The 20,075-nt window shown below is 62.6% G+C and carries 23 protein-coding genes; 9 read left to right on the forward strand and 14 right to left on the reverse strand.

Annotated elements, in window-relative coordinates; all coding sequences use genetic code 11:
- The coding region (locus IQ26_RS29665) for a transposase (protein ID WP_208760242.1) at positions 1-181 on the reverse strand (181 nt) is incomplete at its 3' end.
- A 201-nt stretch (positions 182-382) separates the two neighbouring features.
- Positions 383-2,374 (reverse strand): PhoX family protein, encoded by a 1,992-nt coding sequence (locus IQ26_RS29670; protein ID WP_145721889.1) that lies wholly within the window; start codon positions 2,372-2,374, stop codon positions 383-385.
- 205 nt (positions 2,375-2,579) lie between these two features.
- On the opposite strand from IQ26_RS29670, the gene IQ26_RS29675 reads away from it, so the two are divergent.
- The gene (locus tag IQ26_RS29675; RefSeq protein ID WP_145721890.1) at positions 2,580-2,918 is read left to right on the forward strand and encodes a hypothetical protein; all 339 of its coding nucleotides are present in this window, start codon (positions 2,580-2,582) and stop codon (positions 2,916-2,918) included.
- Between the two features lie 118 nt (positions 2,919-3,036).
- On the forward strand, positions 3,037-3,729 hold the full coding sequence (locus IQ26_RS29680) for a phosphatase PAP2 family protein (RefSeq protein WP_145721891.1): 693 nt from the start codon (positions 3,037-3,039) through the stop codon (positions 3,727-3,729).
- 85 nt (positions 3,730-3,814) lie between these two features.
- On the opposite strand, the gene IQ26_RS29685 is transcribed toward IQ26_RS29680, so the two are convergent.
- On the reverse strand, positions 3,815-4,672 hold the full coding sequence (locus tag IQ26_RS29685; protein WP_145721892.1) for an SMP-30/gluconolactonase/LRE family protein: 858 nt from the start codon (positions 4,670-4,672) through the stop codon (positions 3,815-3,817).
- A 113-nt stretch (positions 4,673-4,785) separates the two neighbouring features.
- On the opposite strand from IQ26_RS29685, the gene IQ26_RS29690 reads away from it, so the two are divergent.
- Positions 4,786-5,592 (forward strand): helix-turn-helix domain-containing protein, encoded by an 807-nt coding sequence (locus tag IQ26_RS29690; RefSeq protein WP_240547298.1) that lies wholly within the window; start codon positions 4,786-4,788, stop codon positions 5,590-5,592.
- A gap of 8 nt (positions 5,593-5,600) precedes the next feature.
- On the opposite strand, the gene IQ26_RS29695 is transcribed toward IQ26_RS29690, so the two are convergent.
- The 3 genes from IQ26_RS29695 to IQ26_RS29705 all read right to left on the reverse strand — a co-directional run bounded on the left by IQ26_RS29695 (position 5,601) and on the right by IQ26_RS29705 (position 7,886).
- Positions 5,601-6,407, reverse strand: a complete 807-nt coding sequence (locus tag IQ26_RS29695; protein WP_145721894.1) for a C40 family peptidase — start codon at positions 6,405-6,407, stop codon at positions 5,601-5,603.
- A 61-nt stretch (positions 6,408-6,468) separates the two neighbouring features.
- Positions 6,469-7,416 carry a CHAD domain-containing protein gene (locus IQ26_RS29700; protein ID WP_145721895.1) on the reverse strand — a complete coding sequence of 316 codons (948 nt, stop codon included), beginning with the start codon at positions 7,414-7,416 and terminating at the stop codon, positions 6,469-6,471.
- Positions 7,413-7,886 (reverse strand): CYTH domain-containing protein, encoded by a 474-nt coding sequence (locus IQ26_RS29705; RefSeq protein WP_145721896.1) that lies wholly within the window; start codon positions 7,884-7,886, stop codon positions 7,413-7,415. The genes IQ26_RS29700 and IQ26_RS29705 overlap by 4 nt, the downstream gene beginning before the upstream one ends.
- A gap of 91 nt (positions 7,887-7,977) precedes the next feature.
- On the opposite strand from IQ26_RS29705, the gene IQ26_RS29710 reads away from it, so the two are divergent.
- Genes IQ26_RS29710 through IQ26_RS29725 form a run of 4 tightly spaced genes read left to right on the forward strand, consistent with a single transcriptional unit; the run spans position 7,978 to position 11,673 of the window.
- Positions 7,978-8,661, forward strand: a complete 684-nt coding sequence (locus tag IQ26_RS29710) for a CerR family C-terminal domain-containing protein (protein ID WP_145721897.1) — start codon at positions 7,978-7,980, stop codon at positions 8,659-8,661.
- Positions 8,658-9,611 carry an HlyD family secretion protein gene (locus tag IQ26_RS29715; RefSeq protein WP_145721898.1) on the forward strand — a complete coding sequence of 318 codons (954 nt, stop codon included), beginning with the start codon at positions 8,658-8,660 and terminating at the stop codon, positions 9,609-9,611. Before IQ26_RS29710 ends, IQ26_RS29715 begins: the two co-directional genes overlap by 4 nt.
- Complete coding sequence (locus tag IQ26_RS29720) at positions 9,608-10,528, forward strand: ABC transporter ATP-binding protein (RefSeq protein WP_145721899.1); 921 nt, start codon at positions 9,608-9,610, stop codon at positions 10,526-10,528. The genes IQ26_RS29715 and IQ26_RS29720 overlap by 4 nt, the downstream gene beginning before the upstream one ends.
- The gene (locus tag IQ26_RS29725) at positions 10,525-11,673 is read left to right on the forward strand and encodes an ABC transporter permease (RefSeq protein ID WP_322791125.1); all 1,149 of its coding nucleotides are present in this window, start codon (positions 10,525-10,527) and stop codon (positions 11,671-11,673) included. Before IQ26_RS29720 ends, IQ26_RS29725 begins: the two co-directional genes overlap by 4 nt.
- Before the next feature lie 17 nt (positions 11,674-11,690).
- On the opposite strand, the gene IQ26_RS29730 is transcribed toward IQ26_RS29725, so the two are convergent.
- The 3 genes from IQ26_RS29730 to IQ26_RS29740 all read right to left on the reverse strand — a co-directional run bounded on the left by IQ26_RS29730 (position 11,691) and on the right by IQ26_RS29740 (position 13,957).
- On the reverse strand, positions 11,691-12,344 hold the full coding sequence (locus IQ26_RS29730; RefSeq protein ID WP_145721900.1) for a glutathione S-transferase family protein: 654 nt from the start codon (positions 12,342-12,344) through the stop codon (positions 11,691-11,693).
- Between the two features lie 90 nt (positions 12,345-12,434).
- Positions 12,435-13,418 carry a threonine/serine dehydratase family protein gene (locus IQ26_RS29735; protein WP_145721901.1) on the reverse strand — a complete coding sequence of 328 codons (984 nt, stop codon included), beginning with the start codon at positions 13,416-13,418 and terminating at the stop codon, positions 12,435-12,437.
- 215 nt (positions 13,419-13,633) lie between these two features.
- Entirely contained in the window at positions 13,634-13,957 is a 324-nt protein-coding gene (locus tag IQ26_RS29740; protein WP_145721902.1) for a hypothetical protein, read from the reverse strand.
- A gap of 179 nt (positions 13,958-14,136) precedes the next feature.
- Here IQ26_RS29740 and mbfA point away from each other — a divergent pair, with 179 nt between their 5' ends.
- Complete coding sequence (gene mbfA, locus IQ26_RS29745; RefSeq protein WP_145721903.1) at positions 14,137-15,120, forward strand: iron exporter MbfA; 984 nt, start codon at positions 14,137-14,139, stop codon at positions 15,118-15,120.
- Positions 15,121-15,126: 6 nt separating this feature from the next.
- Here mbfA and IQ26_RS29750 read toward each other — a convergent pair whose 3' ends face one another.
- The 3 genes from IQ26_RS29750 to IQ26_RS29760 all read right to left on the reverse strand — a co-directional run bounded on the left by IQ26_RS29750 (position 15,127) and on the right by IQ26_RS29760 (position 16,120).
- Complete coding sequence (locus tag IQ26_RS29750) at positions 15,127-15,471, reverse strand: antibiotic biosynthesis monooxygenase family protein (protein WP_145721904.1); 345 nt, start codon at positions 15,469-15,471, stop codon at positions 15,127-15,129.
- Positions 15,468-15,800, reverse strand: coding sequence for an NIPSNAP family protein (locus IQ26_RS29755; RefSeq protein WP_145721905.1), 333 nt, complete (start codon positions 15,798-15,800; stop codon positions 15,468-15,470). Before IQ26_RS29755 ends, IQ26_RS29750 begins: the two co-directional genes overlap by 4 nt.
- 92 nt (positions 15,801-15,892) lie before the next feature.
- Positions 15,893-16,120, reverse strand: coding sequence for a DUF1127 domain-containing protein (locus tag IQ26_RS29760; protein ID WP_145721906.1), 228 nt, complete (start codon positions 16,118-16,120; stop codon positions 15,893-15,895).
- 68 nt (positions 16,121-16,188) lie between these two features.
- Between IQ26_RS29760 and IQ26_RS29765 the strand changes: the two genes are divergently transcribed.
- Positions 16,189-16,863, forward strand: a complete 675-nt coding sequence (locus tag IQ26_RS29765; protein WP_145721907.1) for an ArsR/SmtB family transcription factor — start codon at positions 16,189-16,191, stop codon at positions 16,861-16,863.
- 3 nt (positions 16,864-16,866) lie between these two features.
- Here the strand turns inward: IQ26_RS29765 and ligD are convergent, their stop codons facing one another.
- Both ligD and IQ26_RS29775 read right to left on the reverse strand, forming a co-directional pair.
- Positions 16,867-19,395, reverse strand: a complete 2,529-nt coding sequence (gene ligD, locus IQ26_RS29770; RefSeq protein ID WP_145721908.1) for a DNA ligase D — start codon at positions 19,393-19,395, stop codon at positions 16,867-16,869.
- Between the two features lie 135 nt (positions 19,396-19,530).
- A complete protein-coding gene (locus tag IQ26_RS29775) occupies positions 19,531-20,037 on the reverse strand; it encodes a YciE/YciF ferroxidase family protein (protein WP_145721909.1) in 507 nt (168 codons plus the stop codon).
- Positions 20,038-20,075 lie beyond the last annotated feature (38 nt).

Raw genomic sequence — 20,075 nt, forward strand, 5'->3', positions numbered from 1 at the left:
GATCGCGGTGGTCGATGAAGCAAGCGGCCACCCGGTCGAAAAGGCCGATAGCCCCGTCGGCGTGGCGAAGCAGCAAGGCGCCGGCATCCGAGGTGATCGCCCCACCGTCGAAACCGGCGACAACTTTGTGGGCGTCGAAGCCTTCAAATTCGAGCTGGTCAGAGATACAGTGTGTTTGCATCGGACCCCGTCCTTGGATCTGATAACTCTTTGTTGCAAAAGCAGTTTCTCAGATTCTCGGGGCCGATGCACCCCCTCACTTTGAGATATTCAGGCTAAATGATCAGGCGCATTAAGGTGGATGCGCCCGCGCAAGGGGAAAGGAGGGATTTCGTATTGCCGAAATCCTTCCTTGAGGTGCAAGCAAAAGCCGCGCCGCGCGTCAGACCGCGATCTTGCCACCGCCCTGTTTGGTGATGGCGACGACCGATGGCCGCACCGGCATGTCGGGCTTGAAGTCGGGCCAGCGGGTCGACAGGTCCTCATAGTAAGAGGGGCGGCCGAACGGCTCCCAGTCTTCGCCGCCATCGGCCGGATGCTGGACCGCGACGAAAGCGGTCTGGTCGTCCGTCGTGAATATCGGGCCACACAGTTCAGCACCGATCGGCACGCGGAAGAACAGCTTTGATGTCGCCCGCGCCTCGCCCTCGGTGTCGACCGCCCACAGGCCGTCGGTGCGGTCGGTCGCCTTCGGACCCTGGCCGTCGGTCGACACCCAGAGCCGGCCTGCCGCATCGACGGCGCAATTGTCCGGCATGCCGAACCAGCCATTGGCGGTGGTCGCGGTCGAGAAGGAGGCGCCGACTTCGGCCACCGAGGGATCGCCGCATTTCAACAGGATTTCCCACTTGCCCTTCGTGGCAGTGAAATCGCCACCGTCCTCGGCGATCTCGATGATGTGGCCGAAGGCGTTTTCGGCGCGCGGATTGGCGGCGTCGATCTGGTCCGCCTTGCGCTTGGTATTGTTGGTCAGCATGACATAGACCTTGCCGGTCGTCGGGTTGGGCTGGATGTCCTCGGGGCGGTCCATCTTGGTGGCGCCGAGACGGTCGGCGGCAAGCCTTGTCCCGATCAGCACGTCGGCCTGGCTGGCAAAGCCGTTTTCGGCGGTCAACGGACCCTGACCGTGAACCAGTGGCAGCCATTCAAGCGTACCGTCCTCGGCGAAATTGGCGACGTAGAGCGTGCCGTCGTCGAGAAGATCCATATTGGCGGCGCGGTCCTCGGCGTTGAACTTGCCGGCCGTGACGAATTTGTAGACATAGTCGAAACGCTCGTCGTCACCTTGGTAGAGCACCACACGGCCATCCTTGGCGACGGCCGACTCGGCGCCTTCATGCTTGAGGCGGCCAAGCGCGGTGCGCTTTTTCGGGACGGAGTTGGGGTCGGTCGGATCAATCTCGACCATCCAGCCGAAACGGTTCGGCTCGTTCGGCTCCTTGGAGACGTCAAAGCGCTCGTAGAAATTCGCCCATTCATAGGCGCCGTCAGGAATGCCGTATCGCTTGTAACTTGCCGCTTCCGGATGATCGGCTGGAAGCTCACCAGCGAAATAGCCGTGGAAGTTTTCCTCGCCCGACATGACCGTTCCCCAAGGCGTCATTCCACCAGCACAGTTGTTGACGGTACCCAGCACCTTCGTGCCGGTCGGATCGGCATTGGTCTTGAGTCGATTGTGGCCGGCAGCCGGGCCGGTCAAAACCATCTCGGTCGCAGAGGTGATCCGGCGATTCTGCTTGCCGTCGCGCACGACCTGCCACTTGCCGTCAACCTTGCGGATTTCGACAACGGTCATGCCATGCGCGGCCATCTCGACATCGACCTGTTCCTTGCTCAGCGGCGCCTGTTTTGCCTCGCCATCGACGATGGTGACGATGCCCGGGAACATCAGATGCGGGTTGGTGTATTCGTGGTTGACCACCAGCAGGCCATGCTCGGCCGAGCCCTCGAGCGGGATGTAGCCGACGTAGTCGTTGTTGTAGCCGAATTGTCTGGCCTGGGCCTGCGCCGACTGTTTTGTCGGATCGAATTCCGGCGAATCGGCAAACAGCGGATCCCCCCAGCGCAACAGCACGTCGGCGTCGTAACCGGCGGCGACATGGTGCTTGTCATCGACGCCAGCCTCGACCTCGTCGAAAGTAAAAGCCGAGCCGCCGCCGGCGCGGGCCTCGTCGGCGAGGATCAGTGCGAGCGGGCTGACGGTGACGGCGATGGCGGTCGCCGCGACCGATCCCTGCAGGAAACCACGGCGCGAGAAACGCGCGGCGATGATCTCGCCCATCGTCCGGTTGTCGGTGGGATTGGCTCCTGGCCCGTCGTTTTCCTCAAGCAGGCTGGTGCGGAAATGGGCGTTTGGGGAACGATGTCCGGTCATGGTGCTTGCCTCTGGCTTCTTTGGGATGGCTGGAGCGATTGCTTGACTGACCGCGTATCGCCGGCAGATCACAGTTTGATGACGGTGCCGGCCAATTTCCACCCCCGTTTTCGTGTCCTTGATCAGCCCCGCTTGACCGCGACCGGCGCTTCGGAAACAAGATTTGCGGCAGGCGCGGCAAAGGCCGCATCAGGAGGGGTGAAAAGTGAGTTTCTGGGGACTGGTACAGCTTGTCGTTTCGACCGTTATCTTCCTGCTCGCGGCGATGGCGGCGAAGCAATGGGGGCTGGCGCCCAGCCTCGGCAAGATCGTGCTGACGCTCGCGCTCTATTCGCTAGGCAATCTGGTCATGCTGAGGTTGATCCGCGAATTCGGTATGTCGGTGTCGTTCAGCCTGTCGGCGGTGATCCAGTTGGTGTCGGTGAACGTGGTGGCACTGGCTTTCTTCGGCGAGCGCGTCAACGCCTTGCAGACGACCGGCATCGTCCTCGCCGTCGCGTCAGTGGCGCTGATCACGCTCGGTCCCTATCTGCAAAGACTGTGATTGCGCATGATCCCAAGATCGAAATCGATTTTCTTGGGTCATGGCACAGGAATCAAAGCGCTACAGCGTCTTTTTGCAGGTCCAAAAGGACGCGCGGCGCTAGGGGACGATCGGCTCGATGAAGAACCCGCTGCTCAACTGGATCGAATTCCCGGTGTTGCTGGCCGGGCTGGTCATTGCCGGCGGGTTGTGGGGGTTCGAGGAGCTGATGGAGGCGGCGCTAGCCACCACGCCGCACGCCTTCGATACCGAAATCCTGCTCGCCTTCCGCGAAGCCGGCCAGCCCGACAATCCAGTCGGCCCGGCGTGGCTGGAAGGGGCGATGCGCGACATCACCAGTCTCGGCAGCGTCAGCGTGCTCGGGCTGGTCACAGTGGCAGTAACCATCTATCTGCTCCTGATCCGCAGGCAGGGAACAGCGCTTCTCATCTTCGTGGCGGTGGCGGGTGGTCAGGCTCTGTCGAGCCTGCTGAAAGCCGGTGTCGACCGGCCGCGCCCGGAACTCGTCTCGCATCTCGCCGACGTGGCGACGCTCTCCTTCCCGAGCGGCCATGCCATGCTGTCGGCGGTGACCTATCTCACGCTGGGCAGCATGGCGGCGCGCTTCCTGCCTGGGCGGACGACGAAGATCTATGTGCTGGCACTTGCAGTGCTGACGACAGTGCTGGTCGGAATCAGCCGCATCTATCTCGGCGTTCATTGGCCGTCCGACGTGCTGGCCGGATGGTGCGCTGGCTTCGCCTGGGCAATGCTGTGCTGGCTCGCCGCACGGACGCTACAGCGACGGCGCGGGCAGGGCGACGACGCCTGAATCGACGGGAGAGCTTCGGCTCAGAACAACGATCCGTCCGCGATCTGATCGCCGGCCGTAGGGCAGGCTAGCGATCAGGCATTTCTCAGTCGAGCGTCAGCGCCGCCACCTCGCCCTCGCTCATCAACGGCACGAAGATCCTTTCGCCGTCGGTGCCGATGTCGGCGCTGCCCGGCTTGAAATGCGCAACCGCCTCGGGCGTGCCGCCGGCCTTGTAGCGATAGAGCGTGCCGGTCATGTAGGCGGTGGCGTAGATGCTGTCGCCGATGGCGATGACGCCGTCGAGGTCGGCAAATTTTTGCGCGCCGGGCAGCGGCGTGACCGCCTTCGTGGCGAGATCGACTGCGAGCAGGCCGCCCGGCTCGGCGGCGCTGAAGTCTGATTTGATGCCCTTGCCCCAGGACGCGACGATCAACCGGCCGCCATCGGCGAAGATGCCATTGGGCGAAGCAAGTGTCGCATCCCTGACGAACAGCTCCGGCTTGTCGCCGTCGATGCAGTAGATCGCGTCGGCCAGCATGTCGGTGACATAGACTTTGCCGGAAGCGTCTGCGGTCACGTCGTTGAGGAAGGCGGCATTCGGTACGTCGATGGTCGAGACGAGCTTGCCGCTGGCGAGATCGACGACGCGGATTTTCGTGATGTCGGCGACGTAGAGCTTGCCGCCCGAGATCGCCATGCCCTTGGGTGCGTCCATGCCGTCGGTCCAGTACCGGCTGGTGATCTTGCCGTCGAGCGACAGCACCGACAGATAGCCGTTGTCGTCGGCGTCGCCGGGATTGCCGACGATGTTGGAAACTATGATGCGTTTGTTGGCGGCGTCGAACAGCGCCGATTCCGGTTGCTCGAAGCCGGTGGCGCGCCAGATTTCCCCGGCATGGGCGGCAGGCATCGTTGCGATGCCGATGACGGCGAGAAGTGTCGAGCGAATAAGGGTTTTCATGGCTGGTCTCCTGTGGTGACAGCGGAGACCTAGGTTTTCCGATACTTTTCTGGAAGGCTGGTTGTATCTAGTATCGAACGTCGATACGAAATCGCGCAGAAGAGGTGCATCCGATGAACAGTCTGATCTTCGAGGCGCTAAAGCGGACGCTGAAGGCGAAGGGCGTCACCTATCGCGCGCTCGCCGAGCGCATGGGCGTTTCCGAGCCGACCGTGAAGCGTATCTTTCACGAACGCAACTGCAAACTCGATCGGCTGATGGAGATCTGCACCGCTGCCGGCGTCGAGTTGGAAAACGTGCTCGGCTCGATGAACAGGGGGCCCGGCCCCGTCAATCACATCGCGCCGGAGATCGAACGCAAGCTCGCCGGTCGGCCGGCGCTGCTCTTCATCTTCGTCATGCTTTCCGAAAAATTCACGCCCGAAGGTATCATGCGCTCACAAGGGTTGAGCGAGGCTTCGATGTTCCTCTATCTGCGTGACCTGAAGGAGCTGGGCCTGGTCGCGCTCGGCCGTGGCCTGTCGGCCCGGCTACTGGTCGAGACGCCCATCCAGTGGAATTTCGAAGGGCCGCTCAGGCCGCTTTTCGAGATGACCAACAAGAATTTCGTCGGCTGGGCGATCACGCATCTGGAGCGTGAGGCGACGTTCGTCAGCTTCTCCAGGCGGATGCGGCCAGAGACGGCGGAAATGGTGAGGCGCGAGGCGGAGGAACTGGCGGACCGCGCCAAGCTGCTTGCCCATCACGACCAGCACACGACGCCCGAAGACGGGCTGGTCGGTTACAAATGGACTTTTGCTTTTGGTGCAACGCCGTTCCCAGTGATCATGCCGATCGGGCCGCATCCACGCGATGCCGGCGCGCAAGCGAATGACCGGTCCGCTGCCGCCGCGAAGGGACGACCCCCGCTGCTAGCATAGACGAGCTACTATTCGATGACCTTGGTCTCCGCACCGGCAGCCTTGTCGCCCCAAATCATCTGCCGGTAGTCGAACCCGTATTCCAGCGTCGGCTTGACGATGCGGAAGTAGGGCGACAGGTCGAAATCGCGCGGCGTGTAGAGCGAGTGGTGGCGGATGTGCAGGATTTCCTTGCGCGAATAGTTCGACTGGGCCGAGGCGCGGCCGGGCGCCTGGGTGATCTCGGGCAGGATGGGATAGCGGATCTGGCCAAAGGCCTCGGCGATCAGCGAGGAACAGATGGCCCGTGTCGGATCGCCGGAGCCGAAAGCCAGCATGCGGCGGCGCCAGCGCACCGGTACCGGCGGCGTCGGCAAGAAATAACGCAGCATGTCGAAGATGTTCTTGAGGTCGTATCTGAGACCAAGCTTGCCGATCATGAAGGCAACGACCTTGTCGCGATCTTCCGGCGCCAGGCCGCTCGCCCGGCAGATGCGCGTGTTGTAGGTGCGGTAGCGCGACAGCGGCACAGCGATGCAGCCCTCGCCAAGCGTGACCTCGATCAGGCGCCGTCGTTCCGATCCGTCCGCCGGTTCGGGCAAGGCATCGCCGACATAGAAGGCCGCATGCGACCAGGTCGACTGGGTCAGGTATTTGATCGCCGCCGAGATCTTCTGGTTGCCCTCGATGAGCAGGATGTCGCCGGGCTCAAGCGTTCGGCGCAGCGTTTCGGCATCGGACGGCGTGTAAGGCTCGTAGCCGGACGATTCCTCCTGCAGCCGGCCGGCAAGCCAGCGGCCAAGTCGGTCCAGAAGCGTGTCACCGGTCTCGATCATGCCAGACGGCGATTACCACAGGCCGGCGGCCTAGACCATGATCTCGAGCCGGAGGACCGCGTCAGCCTGCGGCGCCGGGCGCGCTGGCGTCTTCGCGCGGCGCGGCGGCCAGATCGTCGCGTGCCTTGCGCGCAAGTTTCCTTGTCGAGCGCTTGGGGCTGTCACCGAACAGATCGGCGGCTGCGGCGAGACAGGTCTTTTTCAGGCTTTTCTCCGAACGCTTCAAAAGCTTGCCCAGGAGCCGCGTTTCTTGAGGAGAGCCGAGCGGCCGGTCGTCGGCATCGAGAAGTGCACGCATGACGAACACATCATGCAGTTCGCCCAGCTTTTCGCCGAGTTCGTCAACCGCCTTGCGCCGGGCCTTGATCGGCGTCGGCCACAGCCTTCCGAGCAGCGACAGGTGCATGCCGTGGGTCTTTGCCGCCTTGCGCAGATCGTGGAAATCGTCGGCCTCGCCGCGGGAGCCGGCCTTGTCCAGCGCCTTTCTGGCGCGACGCAGAGTGATGCGGGCGCCTTCGGCAAGCACATCAGCGGCTTGCTCGGGCTGGTCGGGCAAGGCCAGCATATCAATCCGGTTGATGCCCTCCTCGCAAGCGGCGATCGCGGCGTTTATCGCAGCGTCGAGGCCGACGCCGCCATGCAATTCGTGCTGGCGCGCGACGAGCGTCTCGCGCACGACATCGAGACCGCCGCCCGCGCTCTGTTCGGGAAAGCTTGCCGCCAGCCGGTCGATGGTTTCAACCAGCGCGGTCGCCTCGCGCGGACCGGCAAGCAGGGCCGCCACCTGCCGGTAACACTGGTTTTCGGTCACGCAGAATGTTTCGTCTCCGGAACGGACCAGGCGCAGCAGGGCGCGGACGTTCTTCAGGCGCTTGCGGCATTTGTGCAGTCCCTGTTCTGGCCTGTCGCGCGCCGCGTCCAGATGGACGAGCGCCTTGCCGATCTCCTCGGCGAGGATGCGCCTGACTTCGCCGGTCAACGGCAGGCGCGGATCGATGCGATAGCTCATGCGGCGATCTCCGGAATCCCCCCGAGGGCCAGCGACGCGTTATAGAATCTCTGCTCGCCGGTGACTTCGCGGCCGAGCCAATCTGGCAGCATTTCGTCCGGCACGTCCTTAGGCGTCTCGAGCTCGGCGACCACCAGACCGCTAAGCATCCCGCCGAAGACGTCGACTTCATAGAGATAGCCGCGATGCCTAACATGGTGGCGTGTCTTCTCGATGACATGTCCGATCGCGAAAGCCAGCATCTCTTCCGCCTCCGCCAGAGGGATCGGATATTCGAATTCGTCGCGTTCGCGGGGTCCGCTGCCGAATTTGAGCGTCAGCTTGGCCAAGGCACCATCGCTGATGCGCACGCGCACCGAGCGGCCGGGTGCGGCGGCGAGATAGAACTGGCGAATGCGGATGTCCGCCTCGACCAGATCACGCCACTCACTGCCGGAGACCAGGAACTTGCGCTCGATTTCCTTGACCATGGCTTCGCACTAAAGCGCGTGCGGCTGGAGATGGCAAGGTGGAGATAGGCTAGGGTTGACTTTAATCATTCGATTGATTAAATGACTCGCCATGAGCAAATTAACAAACGCCAAAATTCCGCGTCGCGAGGCATCTCCCGCTGACATGACGCGCGCGGCACTTGTCCGCGCGGCACTGAAGCTGTTCGGACGGCAGGGTTTCGACGGCACCTCGACGCGCGAGATCGCGGCTGAGGCCAAGGCCAATATCGGCTCGATCGCCTATCATTTCGGCGGCAAGGAAGGGCTTCGCGCGGCTGCAGCCGACTATATCGTCGACACCATCCAGACCATTGCCGGCCAGGCGATCGGCAATCTGCAGGCGCCAAGCGACCCCGAAGCGGCGCGGGCACAACTCTTCACCGCGCTGGAGCGGATGGTGATGTTTGTCGTGGCAAGGCCGGAGGCCGGCGAGATCGTGCAATTCGTCCTGCGCGAGCTTTCGCATCCAACGGCGGCACTCGACCGCATCTATGACGGCGTGTTCGAGCCGACGCATCGCCGGCTATGCCTGATCTGGGAGCAGGCGACGGGCGAGGCCGCCGAAAGCGAGGCTACCCGGCTCACCGTGTTCACGCTGATCGGTCAGGTCATCTATTTCCGCATCGGCCGCGAGGCGGTGATGCGCCGCATGGGCTGGCGCGGGATCGGCGACGCCGAGGCTATCAAGATTGCCGCGGCGGTAACGGATAACCTTGGGGCCATATTGGTCGCCCGGAAGGATCGTAGGTCATGAGTTTTCTTTGCTCCCTGCCGCTCGCCGCCCTGCTTTTCAGCGCCTGCGCACCGGCGGCGCCGCTCGCCGTCGGCTATGTCGAGGGCGATTATGTGCTGCTTGCGCCGATAGAAGTGGCGCAGGTCGAGACGGTCGCGGTCAAGCGCGGCGACCGCGTCGAACCAGGCACACCGGTGGTGACGCTGGAAAGCGCCGACGCAAGAATAGCTGTCGCGCAAGCCGAGGGGGCCCTTGCTCAGGCGCAGGCGCAACTCGCCGATCTGCAGGTCGGCAAGCGGCCGGAAGAGATCGAGGTGCTCAAGGCGCAGGTCGACATGGCCAAGGCGCAAGCCGCCGATGCCAAGCGCAGATACAACCGCGCCAGCGACCTGTTCAAACGCGGCACCGGCACGCAGGCCGATTACGATACGGCCTCCGCCACGCTGGAAACAGCCAACGCGCAGGTCGGCCAGGCGGAGGCCAATCTCGCTGTCGGCGGCCTGCCGGCGCGGCCGGAGACGATCAAGGCTGCCGAGAATCAGGTCAATCAAGCGCAATCAGCGCTGGAGCAAGCGCGATGGCGGCTATCGAAACGCGTGCTGGCGGCGCCGGCGCCCGGCCGCGTCAACGACGTGATCCGCAATCCGGGCGACACCGCCGGCCCGACCGCGCCGGTCATTTCGATGCTGCCGGACGGTGCCATGAAGCTCAGCGTCTATGTTCCGGAAAATGCGTTCTCGTCGATAAAGGTCGGAGCGCTGCTTAATGTCCGTTGTGACGGCTGCGGACCTGACGTGAAGGCACGGGTCAGCTACGTGTCGCCGGACCCGGAATTCACGCCGCCGGTGATCTACTCGCTCGAGACCCGGCAGAAGCTGGTCTACCTGGTGGAGGCACGGCCAGAGGGCGACGCGGGTCCGCTGCAACCGGGGCAGATCGTCGACGTCGATCTGGCGGATATCGAAAAATGAACGTCATCGACGTCCATGGCCTGGTCAAGCGCTTCGGCAACAAGACCGTCGTCGACCATGTGACGATGACGGTGGCCGAAGGCGAGATCGTCGGCTTCCTCGGCCCAAATGGCTCGGGCAAGACGACGACCATCCGCATCATGTGCGGCCTGCTGACGCCGGATGAGGGCGAAGGCACGGTGCTCGGTTTCAACATCCGCACCGACAGTTTGAGCATCAAGCGCGAAGTCGGCTACATGACCCAGAAATTCTCGTTCTACGAGGATCTGACCATCGCCGAGAATCTCGAATTCGTGGCACGGCTCTACCAGTTGAAGCCGCTCGGCGAATATGTCGGCAGGACACTGGAGGAGCTCGGACTCACCTCGCGCAAGGACCAGTTGGCCGGCACGCTGTCCGGCGGCTGGAAGCAGCGGCTGGCGCTTGCCGCCTGCATCATGCACCAGCCGAAACTGCTGCTGCTCGACGAGCCGACGGCGGGCGTCGACCCGAAGGCGCGGCGCGAATTCTGGGATGAGATCCATCGGCTGGCCAGCGGCGGTCTGACCGTGCTGGTCTCCACCCATTATATGGACGAAGCCGAGCGTTGCCACCGCATCAGCTACATCTCCTATGGCAAGCTGCTGGCCACCGGCACGGTCGACGAGGTGGTGCGGAATGCCGGGCTGACGACCTTCGTCCTGCAGGGCCCTCAGCTCGATCAGGTTGCCGTCACACTCAGCGGCCGTCCCGGCGTCGACCAGGTGGCACCGTTCGGTGCGACGCTGCATGTCGTCGGTTCCGACAAAAAGAAATTGGAAGCAGCACTTGCCGATGTCGAGAAAGAGCACAAGAGCGTGACCGTAACGCCAGGCGAGACCAGCCTAGAGGATGTCTTCATCCAGTTTATGTCCGGCTCGAAGGACAACATGGGATGAAAAATGGGATAAACAGCGTCTTTTCCTTTGCCAGGCTCGGCGCGCTGCTGATCAAGGAGTTCATCCAGATGCGGCGCGATCGCATAACCTTCGCCATGATGCTGGGCGTGCCGCTGATGCAGCTGGTGCTGTTCGGCTTCGCCATCAACAACGATCCCAAGAGCCTGCCGACAGCGCTCGTGGCGATGAGCAACGACCAGTATACGCGCGCCATGGTCTCAGCCCTGCAGATGACGGGCTACTACCGCTTCGACCATGTGACGCAGAGCGCCGCCGAGGCCGAAGCCCTGATGGCCAAGGGCGCCGTCTCTTTCGTCGTCACCATCCCCGCCGACTTCGCCCGACGGGTCGAGCGCGGCGACAGCCCGCAAATCCTGATCGAGGCCGATGCAACCGATCCATCGGCGGCGAGCGGCGCCGTTTCGACACTGAGCAAGGTGGCGAGCCAGGCACTGCTGCGTGCCCAGGGCATGCAAGCGACCGCCGCTGAAACCGCCAAAGAGCAGCTGCAGGTGGTGGTGCACCAGCGTTACAATCCGGAAGGCATCTCGCAGTACAACATCGTGCCCGGCCTGCTCGGCGTCATCCTGCAGATGACCATGGTGATGATGACAGCAATGGCGCTTACCCGTGAAACCGAACGCGGCACGATGGAGAACCTTTTGGCGATGCCGTCCAGCCCGGCCGAAATCATGCTGGGCAAGGTGCTGCCTTTCCTTGTCGTTGGTGCGGTGCAGGTCGCGGTGGTGCTGGTGGCGGCCAAGCTGTTGTTCAGCATTCCGTTCGTGGGCTCCCTGACGCTTCTTCTTTCGACGGTGCTTGTCTTCGTGCTTTCGCTGGTGCTACTCGGCTATACGATCTCGACAATGGCGCGTTCGCAAATGCAGGCGATGCAGCTTACGTTTTTCTTCTTCCTGCCATCGTTGCTGCTGTCCGGCTTCATGTTTCCCTATCGCGGCATGCCGGGCTGGGCACAGGTGCTGGGCGAAATCTTCCCGCTGACACACTTCCTGCGCATCACCCGTGCGGTGATGCTGAAAGGCGCTGATTTCAATGCAATAGCGGCTGAGGTCGGCTGGCTGATGTTGTTCGTGGCGCTGTTCGCCGGCACGGCGCTGGTGCGCTTCCGCCGGACGTTGGATTAGGAACAAACTCAATCAGCTTACGCGGGGTTGGCCTGACCCGGGACCGGCGGCAATTCAGGCGCAGCCAATCCTTTGAAGGGATCGCGCCAAGTATCGATTTCTTCAAGCCGACGATACCAGCGGCTGACGGAAGGATAATCAGCGAGCGGCAATCCGGCGACATCGTTGAAGGGCAGAAACGTCGCCATTCGAAAGTCGGCATAGGAAACCGAATTTTCGACCAGCCATTCCCGACCGGAAAGCTCGGCCTCAAGTGTTGCTGCGGCGGTGCGGAAGTCTCTCAGCCCCTCCTCAACCCGGTCCTGATCAATCGGGCCGAGCCCATACCGCTGTTTGGTGCCGCGTTCGAAATGCACGACGTCGCAAGCTCTTGCGAAGTTCTCCTTCCCCCAACTGAGCCATCGGATCATTTCGGGTTCGTCGTCACCGGTGCGCCAGAAGTCCGAATGCGCGTCGCGTGCAAGCCGGCAGGCTATGGCGTCGGCCTCCCAGAGGCTCTTTCCCGAGCCTACAAGTATGGGCAATGAAAGATTGGGATTTAGCGGGCGAAATCGCTCAGCCTGCCCCGGAGCGAAGGGGGAGGCGAATTCAAACTCGACCTTCGCGTTGAGATAACGTGCCGCCGCGACCGCGAGGCGAGGATTGGGATTGCGGCTGAAGAACAGTTTCATTCCATGTCAGCCTCTGAGACCGGTTCGACTGGATGCGCAAGGCGCGCTTTAGCACGTTGCATCGACGCGTGATCCGGAACTGGTCGCCACCTAAGCCGCCGCCATGATCTCGGCATAGGTGTTGAAATCGACATTGCCGCCGGACAGCACCACGGCGACGCATTTGCCTGATAGTTCGATCTCGCCTGATGACAGCGCCGCCAGCGCGACGCTGCCGCCGGGTTCGACCACCAGCTTGAGATGGGCCATGGCGTCGCGCATCGCCTGTGCCGCGGCCCTGTCGGAAACGGCAATGCCGCCGGCGAGGTTCTTGCGGTTGATCTCGAAAGTGATCGCGCCCGGCTCGGCGGTGAGGAGCGCGTCGCAGATCGAAGTGTGGCCGGGTTCGATCGAAACCCGGACACCTCTGGCCAGGGAACGACAGGTGTCGTCGAAATGCTCGGGTTCCACCGCCCAGACGGCCGTATCCGGCGAGGCATCCTTCACCGCAATGGAAATGCCGCTGCTTAAGCCGCCGCCGCCGCAGGGAATGACGACCGCATCGAGCCTCACCCCGAGCGCTTTCGCCTGCACCATCAGTTCGAGGCCGATCGTGCCCTGGCCGGCGATGATGGCCGGATCGTCGAAAGGCGGGACCAGAACCATGCCCCTTTCGATGTAAGGGCGAACGACCGTCATGCGGTCATCGCGGAAACGGTCGAACGGAACCACTTCCGCTCCCATTTTCCTGACATTGCCGACCTTCATCGCCGGTGCGTCGGACGGCATGGCGATGATCGCCTTGACGCCTAACATCGCCGCCGATGCGGCGACGCCTTGCGCATGGTTGCCCGACGAGAAGGCGACGACGCCACGGCTGCGCTCCTCGTCGCTCAGCGAAGACAGCTTGTTGTAGGCGCCGCGGAACTTGAACGAGCCGGTGCGCTGCAGCGTTTCCGGCTTGAACAGGATCCTGGCGTCGAAGCGCTTGTTCAGCTCAGGCGATTCAATCAGCGGCGTTTCGACGATCAGGCCGGACAACCGCTCCGCAGCACCGCGGATGTCGGCGATGCCGGGAGGCGTGGTGGCGGTCATGAAGTGGTCCCGTGGCAAGGCATGTTGCGTTCATGATGCCCGGAAAGGGAGGCGGCGCACCAATGAAAAAATGTGACCGTAACAAATTCCCGTTGGTAGGAAGAGGGGCGGTGCGCCTGTCATCGACCGCCCCGGACCCTTCGCCATGGCTTCGGGCGTTCGTCGCTTCAATCGACAAATCGTTGTCGATTGATCAGACCGCGGCCGACCGCTCCTCACCCCAAAAGCGTCCGTTGCCGTTTGGCGCCGCCCATTTTGCGCCAGGTGTTGAAGCGATGGGTGGCGGCGGCGAAGGAAATCTTCATCTGTTGGGCTACCGAATAGCGCGATTTGCCCTCGTCGAACATGCGATAGCAGCATTCGACCCCCTCCTCGGTCAGCTTGCCGTCGGGGCCCTTGTTGTGCGGATTGGCCGGATCGAATTTTTCGACCTGCTGCTCGACCAGGCCTTTGAGGCGCTGCAGATCGGCCTCGATGCTGGCGATGAGGTCGAGAACAGGCTTCGGGTCAAATGCGTGGGTGGGCTGTTTTGCCGGCATCTACGGATTCCTTTCTCTTGACTTAGGTTCAGCTATATAGGTGAACATTCGCTAATAATGAAGAGGCAGGAGGAAAAATCCCGGAGCCAATAAATTTAAACGTCCGGGCGACGGGCGCGATTGACCAATGGCACGCCAAACCCTAGTTTAGAACTATTCTAAACTAGGGTCATTTTCTCATGCTTTCCCGTGTTTTCGGTTTCGGCCGCCGTCCCTTCGAATCGCTCTCGGAGCAAGAGATCCTGGCGCTCGCCATCTCATCCGAGGAAGATGACGGGCGCATCTATCGTGCCTATGCCGACGGGCTGGCGGAAAGCTTTCCGCAATCGGCCAAGGTGTTCGAGGAGATGGCGGAGGAGGAGGACGGCCATCGCGACTCGCTGATCGAGCTTCACCGCAAACGCTTCGGCGAGCGCATTCCGCTGATCCGGCGCGAGCATGTGAAAGGCTACTACGAGCGCAAACCCGACTGGCTGGTCAGGCCGCTCGGCATCGAGCATGTGCGCCAACAGGCCGAGGCGATGGAGCGGCAGGCCTACCTGTTCTACGTCGAGGCGGCGAAACGCACCAGCGATGCCTCGACGCGAAAGCTGCTCGACGATCTGGCGGTGGCCGAACAGGGCCACGAGACGCTGGCGCAGCGGCTGGAACAAAAGCATGTGCCGGGCGCGGTGAAGGACGAGGAGGCCGCGGCCGAGCAGCGCCAGTTCATCCTGACCTATGTGCAGCCGGGACTGGCCGGGCTGATGGACGGATCGGTGTCGACGCTGGCGCCGATCTTTGCCGCCGCCTTTGCCACGCACGACACGTTCCAGACCTTCCTAGTCGGGCTTGCCGCCTCGATCGGCGCCGGCATCTCGATGGGCTTCACCGAGGTCGCCTCCGACGACGGCAAGCTGTCGGGCCGCGGCTCACCGGTGAAACGTGGCATCACCACAGGCGTCATGACGGCGCTGGGCGGCCTCGGCCATGCACTGCCTTACCTCATCCCGTATTTCTGGACGGCGACGATTATCGCGGCTGTGGTGGTGTTCTTCGAATTGTGGGCAATCGCCTTCGTGCAGAACCGCTACATGCAGACGCCATTCTGGCGCGCCGCCTTCCAGGTGGTGCTGGGCGGCGCACTGGTGTTTGCGGCGGGGGTACTGATCGGGAATGCGTAGCAATCCCTACCCATTAACCACCCGGCTATCCGCAGGCGCCTCGGCGCGTTCGGTCAGACCATAGTCGCGCACGACATGGGCGATGCGCAGACGATAGCCGGCAAAGATACCGCCACGGCCGGCCTTCTGAGCCTGCCTATGTTCCTCGGTGTTGCGCCAGGCTTTCACCGCTTCCTCGTCGCGCCAGAATGACAGTGACAGGATGCGGTTTTCGTCGACAAGGCTCTGGAAGCGTTCGATCGACAGAAATCCGTCTATGCCATCGAGCAGCGGGCGCAGGTCGGCTGCGATGCCGAGATAGGCATCGCGCTTACCTGCCGCCGGCTCGACTTCGAAGATGACGGCAATCATGGCAGCACCAGCGGTGCGTGCGGCCCCGAGGCTAGCTTCAGGAACATGCGATCCTCCTTGAGGATGAATTTCTCACGCCGCGCGAATTCGTAATTCGCCTTGCCGGCCGGATCGGCGGCGAGCCTGATACGATAGGCTTCGTAGGCCGCAAGGCTGTCGATGTTGTAGGCGGCATAGGCCGTCGTGGCCGAGCCTTCATGCGGCGCAAAATAGCCGATCAGATCAGCACCGCAGCGCGGAATGGCCTGGCCCCAGTTGTGGGCATATTCCTCGAACGCCGCCTTGCCGAACGGATCGATCTCGTAGCGGATAAAGCAGGTGATGGTCATTTTCGTCTCCAGTTGGATGCTTTCTTGCGGCGACAGTTCGAGCAGCATCAAAACGTTCCGAGGGTCGATGTGCTAGGCAATTTCTCCGGTGATCATGCTTGCCAGAAGGATTTCGCGCATTCGCGGCGAACGTCTTCTGGCGTCAGGCCAAGATCGCCCAAAAGGTGCTCGTCAATCTCGGCGAGGTCGAGGCGCTGCAGATGGCGGTCGTACCACCGCGCCAGGAGCCGCAGCCGCAACCGGCGCAATGTCACGAACGGGAACGGTAGGCGGCCGAACCGGCTGGCGGATACGGCGTTGGGAGCGGTTCTTGCGGTCATCGTCGTCTCCTTGATCTGACCTCAGAATAGTGATTATCTGACAAGAATACTTCGATGAAGGACGAACTATGCGCGAAGGACCCGACATAGCCCGCATCGCCAGCCTGGTCGGCGATCCGGCGCGGGCAAACATGCTGACCGCGCTGATGGGCGGCACGGCACTGACGGCGAGCGAACTGGCGCTTGAGGCCGGCGTGTCGCTGCCGACCGCCAGCTCGCATCTGTCGAAACTGATGGAGGGCGGGCTGCTGACGTTGGCAAGCCAGGGGCGGCATCGCTACTACGGGCTCGCCGGGCCGCAGGTGGCTGGTATGATCGAGGCCATCACCGGCGTCGCGGCTTCGGTCGGGCCGCAGCGTGTGCGGCCAGGTCCGCGCGACGCGGCCATGCGCGTGGCGCGGGTCTGCTATGACCACCTCGCCGGAGAACAGGCGGTGGCGATGCTGGATCGCCTTGTCGACAAAAAAGTCCTCATACGCGACGACAACGATATCAGGCTTGGGCAGTCAGCCGCCTCGCATTTCGCTGCGCTCGGCATCGATGTCGAGAGTAAGGCGCGGCGACCGGTGTGCCGGGCCTGCCTCGACTGGAGCGTGCGGCGCTCGCATCTGGCCGGCACGCTGGGCGCCGCCATTCTCGACAAGATCCTTCTGGAGAAATGGGCGCGGCGCGAGAAAGACAGCCGCGCGGTGGTCTTTTCGCCGTTGGGCAAGCAGGCGTTCGAGAAGGTGTTTCTGGCCTGATGGTCAGCCGCGCTTGAGCGGCTTGCCCTGCTTGAAAAAATCCGACCAGGGGTCGGCTTCCGCCAACCGCTTCAGCGTTGCCTTGTCGCCGATCGGAAAGGCGTTCGGCGCCAGCCCGGCCTCGATTTCCGCCCAGGTCACCGGCATCGACACGGTGGCGCCCTTCTTGGCGCGCGACGAGTAGGGCGCGACCGTGGTCGAGCCGCGGGCGTTGCGCAGATAGTCGACGAAAATTTTTCCGGTGCGCGCCTTCTTCGACAGTGTCGCCGTGTAGCGATCAGGTGCGGCCTGTTCCAGCGCCCGGGCGAAATCATGGGCGAAGTCCTTCACCTCATCCCAATCCGCCGACGGTTTCAGCGGCACGACGACATGATAGCCCTTGCCTCCCGACGTCTTGACGAAATTCGGCAGGGACAACTCATCGAGCTGGGTACGGATGTCGAGCGCCGCCGCGCGCACCGTTTTCACGTCGACACCCTCATCCGGATCGAGATCGAAGATGATCTGGTCGGGCTTCTCCAGTTCATCGATGGTGCAGCCCCAGATGTGGATCTCGACCACACCGAGTTGCACCAACGCAGCGATGCCGTCGAAATCGCGAACAAACAAAATCTCCTCGCCGTCCGTCGGATCTTTCATCATGGCAATTTTTTCGTGCATGCCGGCAGACGCATGCTTCTGGAAGAAGCGCTGGCCGCCGATGCCGTCCGGCGCACGCACAAGGCTGAGCGGCCGGTTGACGACGAACTGCTTCATGCGTGGCCAGACCAAGGCGTAGTGATCGAGCAGACCCTGCTTCGAGACCTTCTCCTGCGGCCACAGAAGCTTGTCGGGGTGAGAAAGCTTTACGACGGTTTTTGCCGCCCCCGTGGATTTGGCAGAGGTGAATTTCTCGCCCTTGCCCCCGGCAGGCTTTGCCTTGGTGTCGGCCTTGCCTGCGGGTGCCTTCGGCTTTTCCTGCACGACTTCCTCCGCCGGTTTGTCCTCGCGCAATCCCTGGAACGAGGCGTGGCGTATTATACGGTCCGACGTCCAGCTGCGGAACTCCACTTCGCCGACAAGTTCGGGCCTGACCCAGGCCAGCCCCTTGCCTTTCGGCACCGCCGTGTCGAAGGGCGAGGTCTTCGTCCTCAGCGCGTCGAGTTTTTTCTTCAGGTCAGCGGCGGTCTTCATCGAAAAACCGGTGCCGACACGGCCGGCATAATGCAGCTTGCCGCCCTCATGGTAGCCGACCAGCAAGGAACGCAATCCACGCCCGGTCTTCTCCGACGGCAGATAGCCGCCGATGACGAATTCCTGGCGCAGCGTGCATTTCGACTTCACCCAGGACAGGCCGCGGCCGCTGCGATAGGGCGCGTCGGCGCGCTTGGAGACGATGCCTTCCAGCCCCATGCGGCAGGCGTGCTCCAGCATGACCTTGCCGGGCTCGGCAAAATGGTCGCTGAAGCGGACTGCCGGGTTGTCTGGCTGTTTGCCGAGCAAGTCTTGCAAAGCCTGCTTGCGCTCGACCAGCGGTTCTGTGCGCAGGTCTTCGCCGTCGAGACGCATCAGGTCGAAGACGTAATAGAGAAAACGGTCCGTGCGACCCGCGGACAGGTCCGCCTGCAGCAGCGCGAAGGACGAGACGCCGCTGTCCGCCAGCACGACGATCTCGCCGTCGATGATGGCATCGGTGCATTTCAGACGCCCGAGTTCTGCAACAATCTCGCCGCCGAATTTGTCCGTCCAGTCGAGGCCGGTGCGGGTCAAAAGCCGCACCTCGGCGCCGGCAAGCTGCGCCTGCATGCGATAGCCGTCGAACTTGACCTCATGCAGCCATTCCTCGCCGGGAGGGGCATCCCTTTGCAGCGTGGCGAGACACGGTTCGATAAATCCGAGCCGTTTCGCCGCCCTGGCCTTCTTGCTGGTGGCCGGTTTGTTTGAATGCCAGACCCTCGCCTTCTTGCCGTCTGCGGTCTTGCCTTCGCCGACCTCCTCGATCGTCAGGCCGGACTTCACCGATTCCGGCGCCTCCCGCAGAATGTCCTCGCCCGGCCGCGCGGCGGCATCGTCGGACTTGATCAGCAGCCAGTTGTCGCGCTTTTCGCGGGGACGCGGCTTCAGCCGGACCAGATGCCAAAGGCCGTGCAATTTGTGGCCGTTGAGCTCGAAGCTGATATGGCCTTTCTTCATCGCCTGGGCTGGATCGGTCTCCGGTGTCCATGTGCCCTCGTCCCAGACGATAACCGAGCCGCCGCCATATTCGCCCTTGGGAATGATGCCTTCGAAGGGCGCATAGTCGATCGGATGGTCCTCGACATGGACGGCAAGCCGCTTCTCGTGCGGGTCTAAGCTCGGGCCTCGCGTCACCGCCCAGCTCCACAGAACGCCGCCATGCTCGAGGCGAAGGTCGTAGTGCAGCCTTGTTGCGGCATGCTTGTGGATGACGAAGGTGCCGCCGACATAGACCTTCTTGCCACGAGAGACCTTGCCAACCGGCTCGCCGGTCTTCTTGAAATCGCGCTTGGCGTGATATTGTTCGAGACTGGCCATCGCACGCGATCCTATGCCGATTTGATATGGCGTCGAAGACTCCGCGGCGCCGGCGCACTTGAACGGTTTCAGTTCCGGGCGCCGCAAAGCGAGGCAAAGCGGGTTTTGTTCGGCGTTGCCTTGATCGAGAGAGTCCTATTCGGCGGCCTGAAGGTTGACCTTGGCTTCCGCGATCTCGGTAAGCTTGCGGTCGGTCGCCTGCTCTTCCTTGATGTTGTTAGCCAAGACATTGGCGCAGTCGCTGCGGCCAAGCTGCTTTGCCCAGGCGATCAACGTGCCGTAACGGGTTATCTCATAGTGCTCGACTGCTTGCGCGGATGCAATCAGGGCAGCGTCGAGAACGTCCTTGTCGTCGATGTCGCCGCTGACTTCATCGGCCTCTTCGAGAATGCCGTCGATAGCCGGACAGTTGACCGTCTTGGCTCTGACGCCATGCAGTTCGAACACTTTCTCGACGCGCTCGATATGGCCCTTGGTCTGGTCGAGGTGCTTCTCCAGGCCGGCCTTCAATTGCGGATTGGTCGCCTTGTCGATCATCTTCGGCAGCGCCCTCTCGATCTGCTTTTCGGCGTAATAGATATCGCGCAGCGTGTGGACGAAGAGGTCGTCCAGCGTCCTGATGTCTTTCGAAAAGAAACCCATGGCTTTGCCTTTCCATTGTTCTTGCTGTGTCGGGGTTT

The organism is Mesorhizobium tianshanense (assembly GCF_007830515.1).
Lineage (GTDB): Bacteria > Pseudomonadota > Alphaproteobacteria > Rhizobiales > Rhizobiaceae > Mesorhizobium > Mesorhizobium tianshanense.

What these genes read in the sequence shown, in the direction of transcription:
- IQ26_RS29670 (WP_145721889.1), bottom strand. Translation starts at nt 2,374, where the DNA reads ATGACCGGACATCGTTCCCCAAACGCCCATTTCCGCACCAGCCTGCTT.
- IQ26_RS29680 (WP_145721891.1), top strand. Translation starts at nt 3,037, where the DNA reads ATGAAGAACCCGCTGCTCAACTGGATCGAATTCCCGGTGTTGCTGGCC.
- IQ26_RS29685 (WP_145721892.1), bottom strand. Translation starts at nt 4,672, where the DNA reads ATGAAAACCCTTATTCGCTCGACACTTCTCGCCGTCATCGGCATCGCA.
- IQ26_RS29690 (WP_240547298.1), top strand. Translation starts at nt 4,786, where the DNA reads ATGAACAGTCTGATCTTCGAGGCGCTAAAGCGGACGCTGAAGGCGAAG.
- IQ26_RS29695 (WP_145721894.1), bottom strand. Translation starts at nt 6,407, where the DNA reads ATGATCGAGACCGGTGACACGCTTCTGGACCGACTTGGCCGCTGGCTT.
- IQ26_RS29700 (WP_145721895.1), bottom strand. Translation starts at nt 7,416, where the DNA reads ATGAGCTATCGCATCGATCCGCGCCTGCCGTTGACCGGCGAAGTCAGG.
- IQ26_RS29705 (WP_145721896.1), bottom strand. Translation starts at nt 7,886, where the DNA reads ATGGTCAAGGAAATCGAGCGCAAGTTCCTGGTCTCCGGCAGTGAGTGG.
- IQ26_RS29710 (WP_145721897.1), top strand. Translation starts at nt 7,978, where the DNA reads ATGAGCAAATTAACAAACGCCAAAATTCCGCGTCGCGAGGCATCTCCC.
- IQ26_RS29715 (WP_145721898.1), top strand. Translation starts at nt 8,658, where the DNA reads ATGAGTTTTCTTTGCTCCCTGCCGCTCGCCGCCCTGCTTTTCAGCGCC.
- IQ26_RS29720 (WP_145721899.1), top strand. Translation starts at nt 9,608, where the DNA reads ATGAACGTCATCGACGTCCATGGCCTGGTCAAGCGCTTCGGCAACAAG.
- IQ26_RS29725 (WP_322791125.1), top strand. Translation starts at nt 10,525, where the DNA reads ATGAAAAATGGGATAAACAGCGTCTTTTCCTTTGCCAGGCTCGGCGCG.
- IQ26_RS29730 (WP_145721900.1), bottom strand. Translation starts at nt 12,344, where the DNA reads ATGAAACTGTTCTTCAGCCGCAATCCCAATCCTCGCCTCGCGGTCGCG.
- IQ26_RS29735 (WP_145721901.1), bottom strand. Translation starts at nt 13,418, where the DNA reads ATGACCGCCACCACGCCTCCCGGCATCGCCGACATCCGCGGTGCTGCG.
- IQ26_RS29740 (WP_145721902.1), bottom strand. Translation starts at nt 13,957, where the DNA reads ATGCCGGCAAAACAGCCCACCCACGCATTTGACCCGAAGCCTGTTCTC.
- mbfA (WP_145721903.1), top strand. Translation starts at nt 14,137, where the DNA reads ATGCTTTCCCGTGTTTTCGGTTTCGGCCGCCGTCCCTTCGAATCGCTC.
- IQ26_RS29750 (WP_145721904.1), bottom strand. Translation starts at nt 15,471, where the DNA reads ATGATTGCCGTCATCTTCGAAGTCGAGCCGGCGGCAGGTAAGCGCGAT.
- IQ26_RS29755 (WP_145721905.1), bottom strand. Translation starts at nt 15,800, where the DNA reads ATGACCATCACCTGCTTTATCCGCTACGAGATCGATCCGTTCGGCAAG.
- IQ26_RS29760 (WP_145721906.1), bottom strand. Translation starts at nt 16,120, where the DNA reads ATGACCGCAAGAACCGCTCCCAACGCCGTATCCGCCAGCCGGTTCGGC.
- IQ26_RS29765 (WP_145721907.1), top strand. Translation starts at nt 16,189, where the DNA reads ATGCGCGAAGGACCCGACATAGCCCGCATCGCCAGCCTGGTCGGCGAT.
- ligD (WP_145721908.1), bottom strand. Translation starts at nt 19,395, where the DNA reads ATGGCCAGTCTCGAACAATATCACGCCAAGCGCGATTTCAAGAAGACC.
- IQ26_RS29775 (WP_145721909.1), bottom strand. Translation starts at nt 20,037, where the DNA reads ATGGGTTTCTTTTCGAAAGACATCAGGACGCTGGACGACCTCTTCGTC.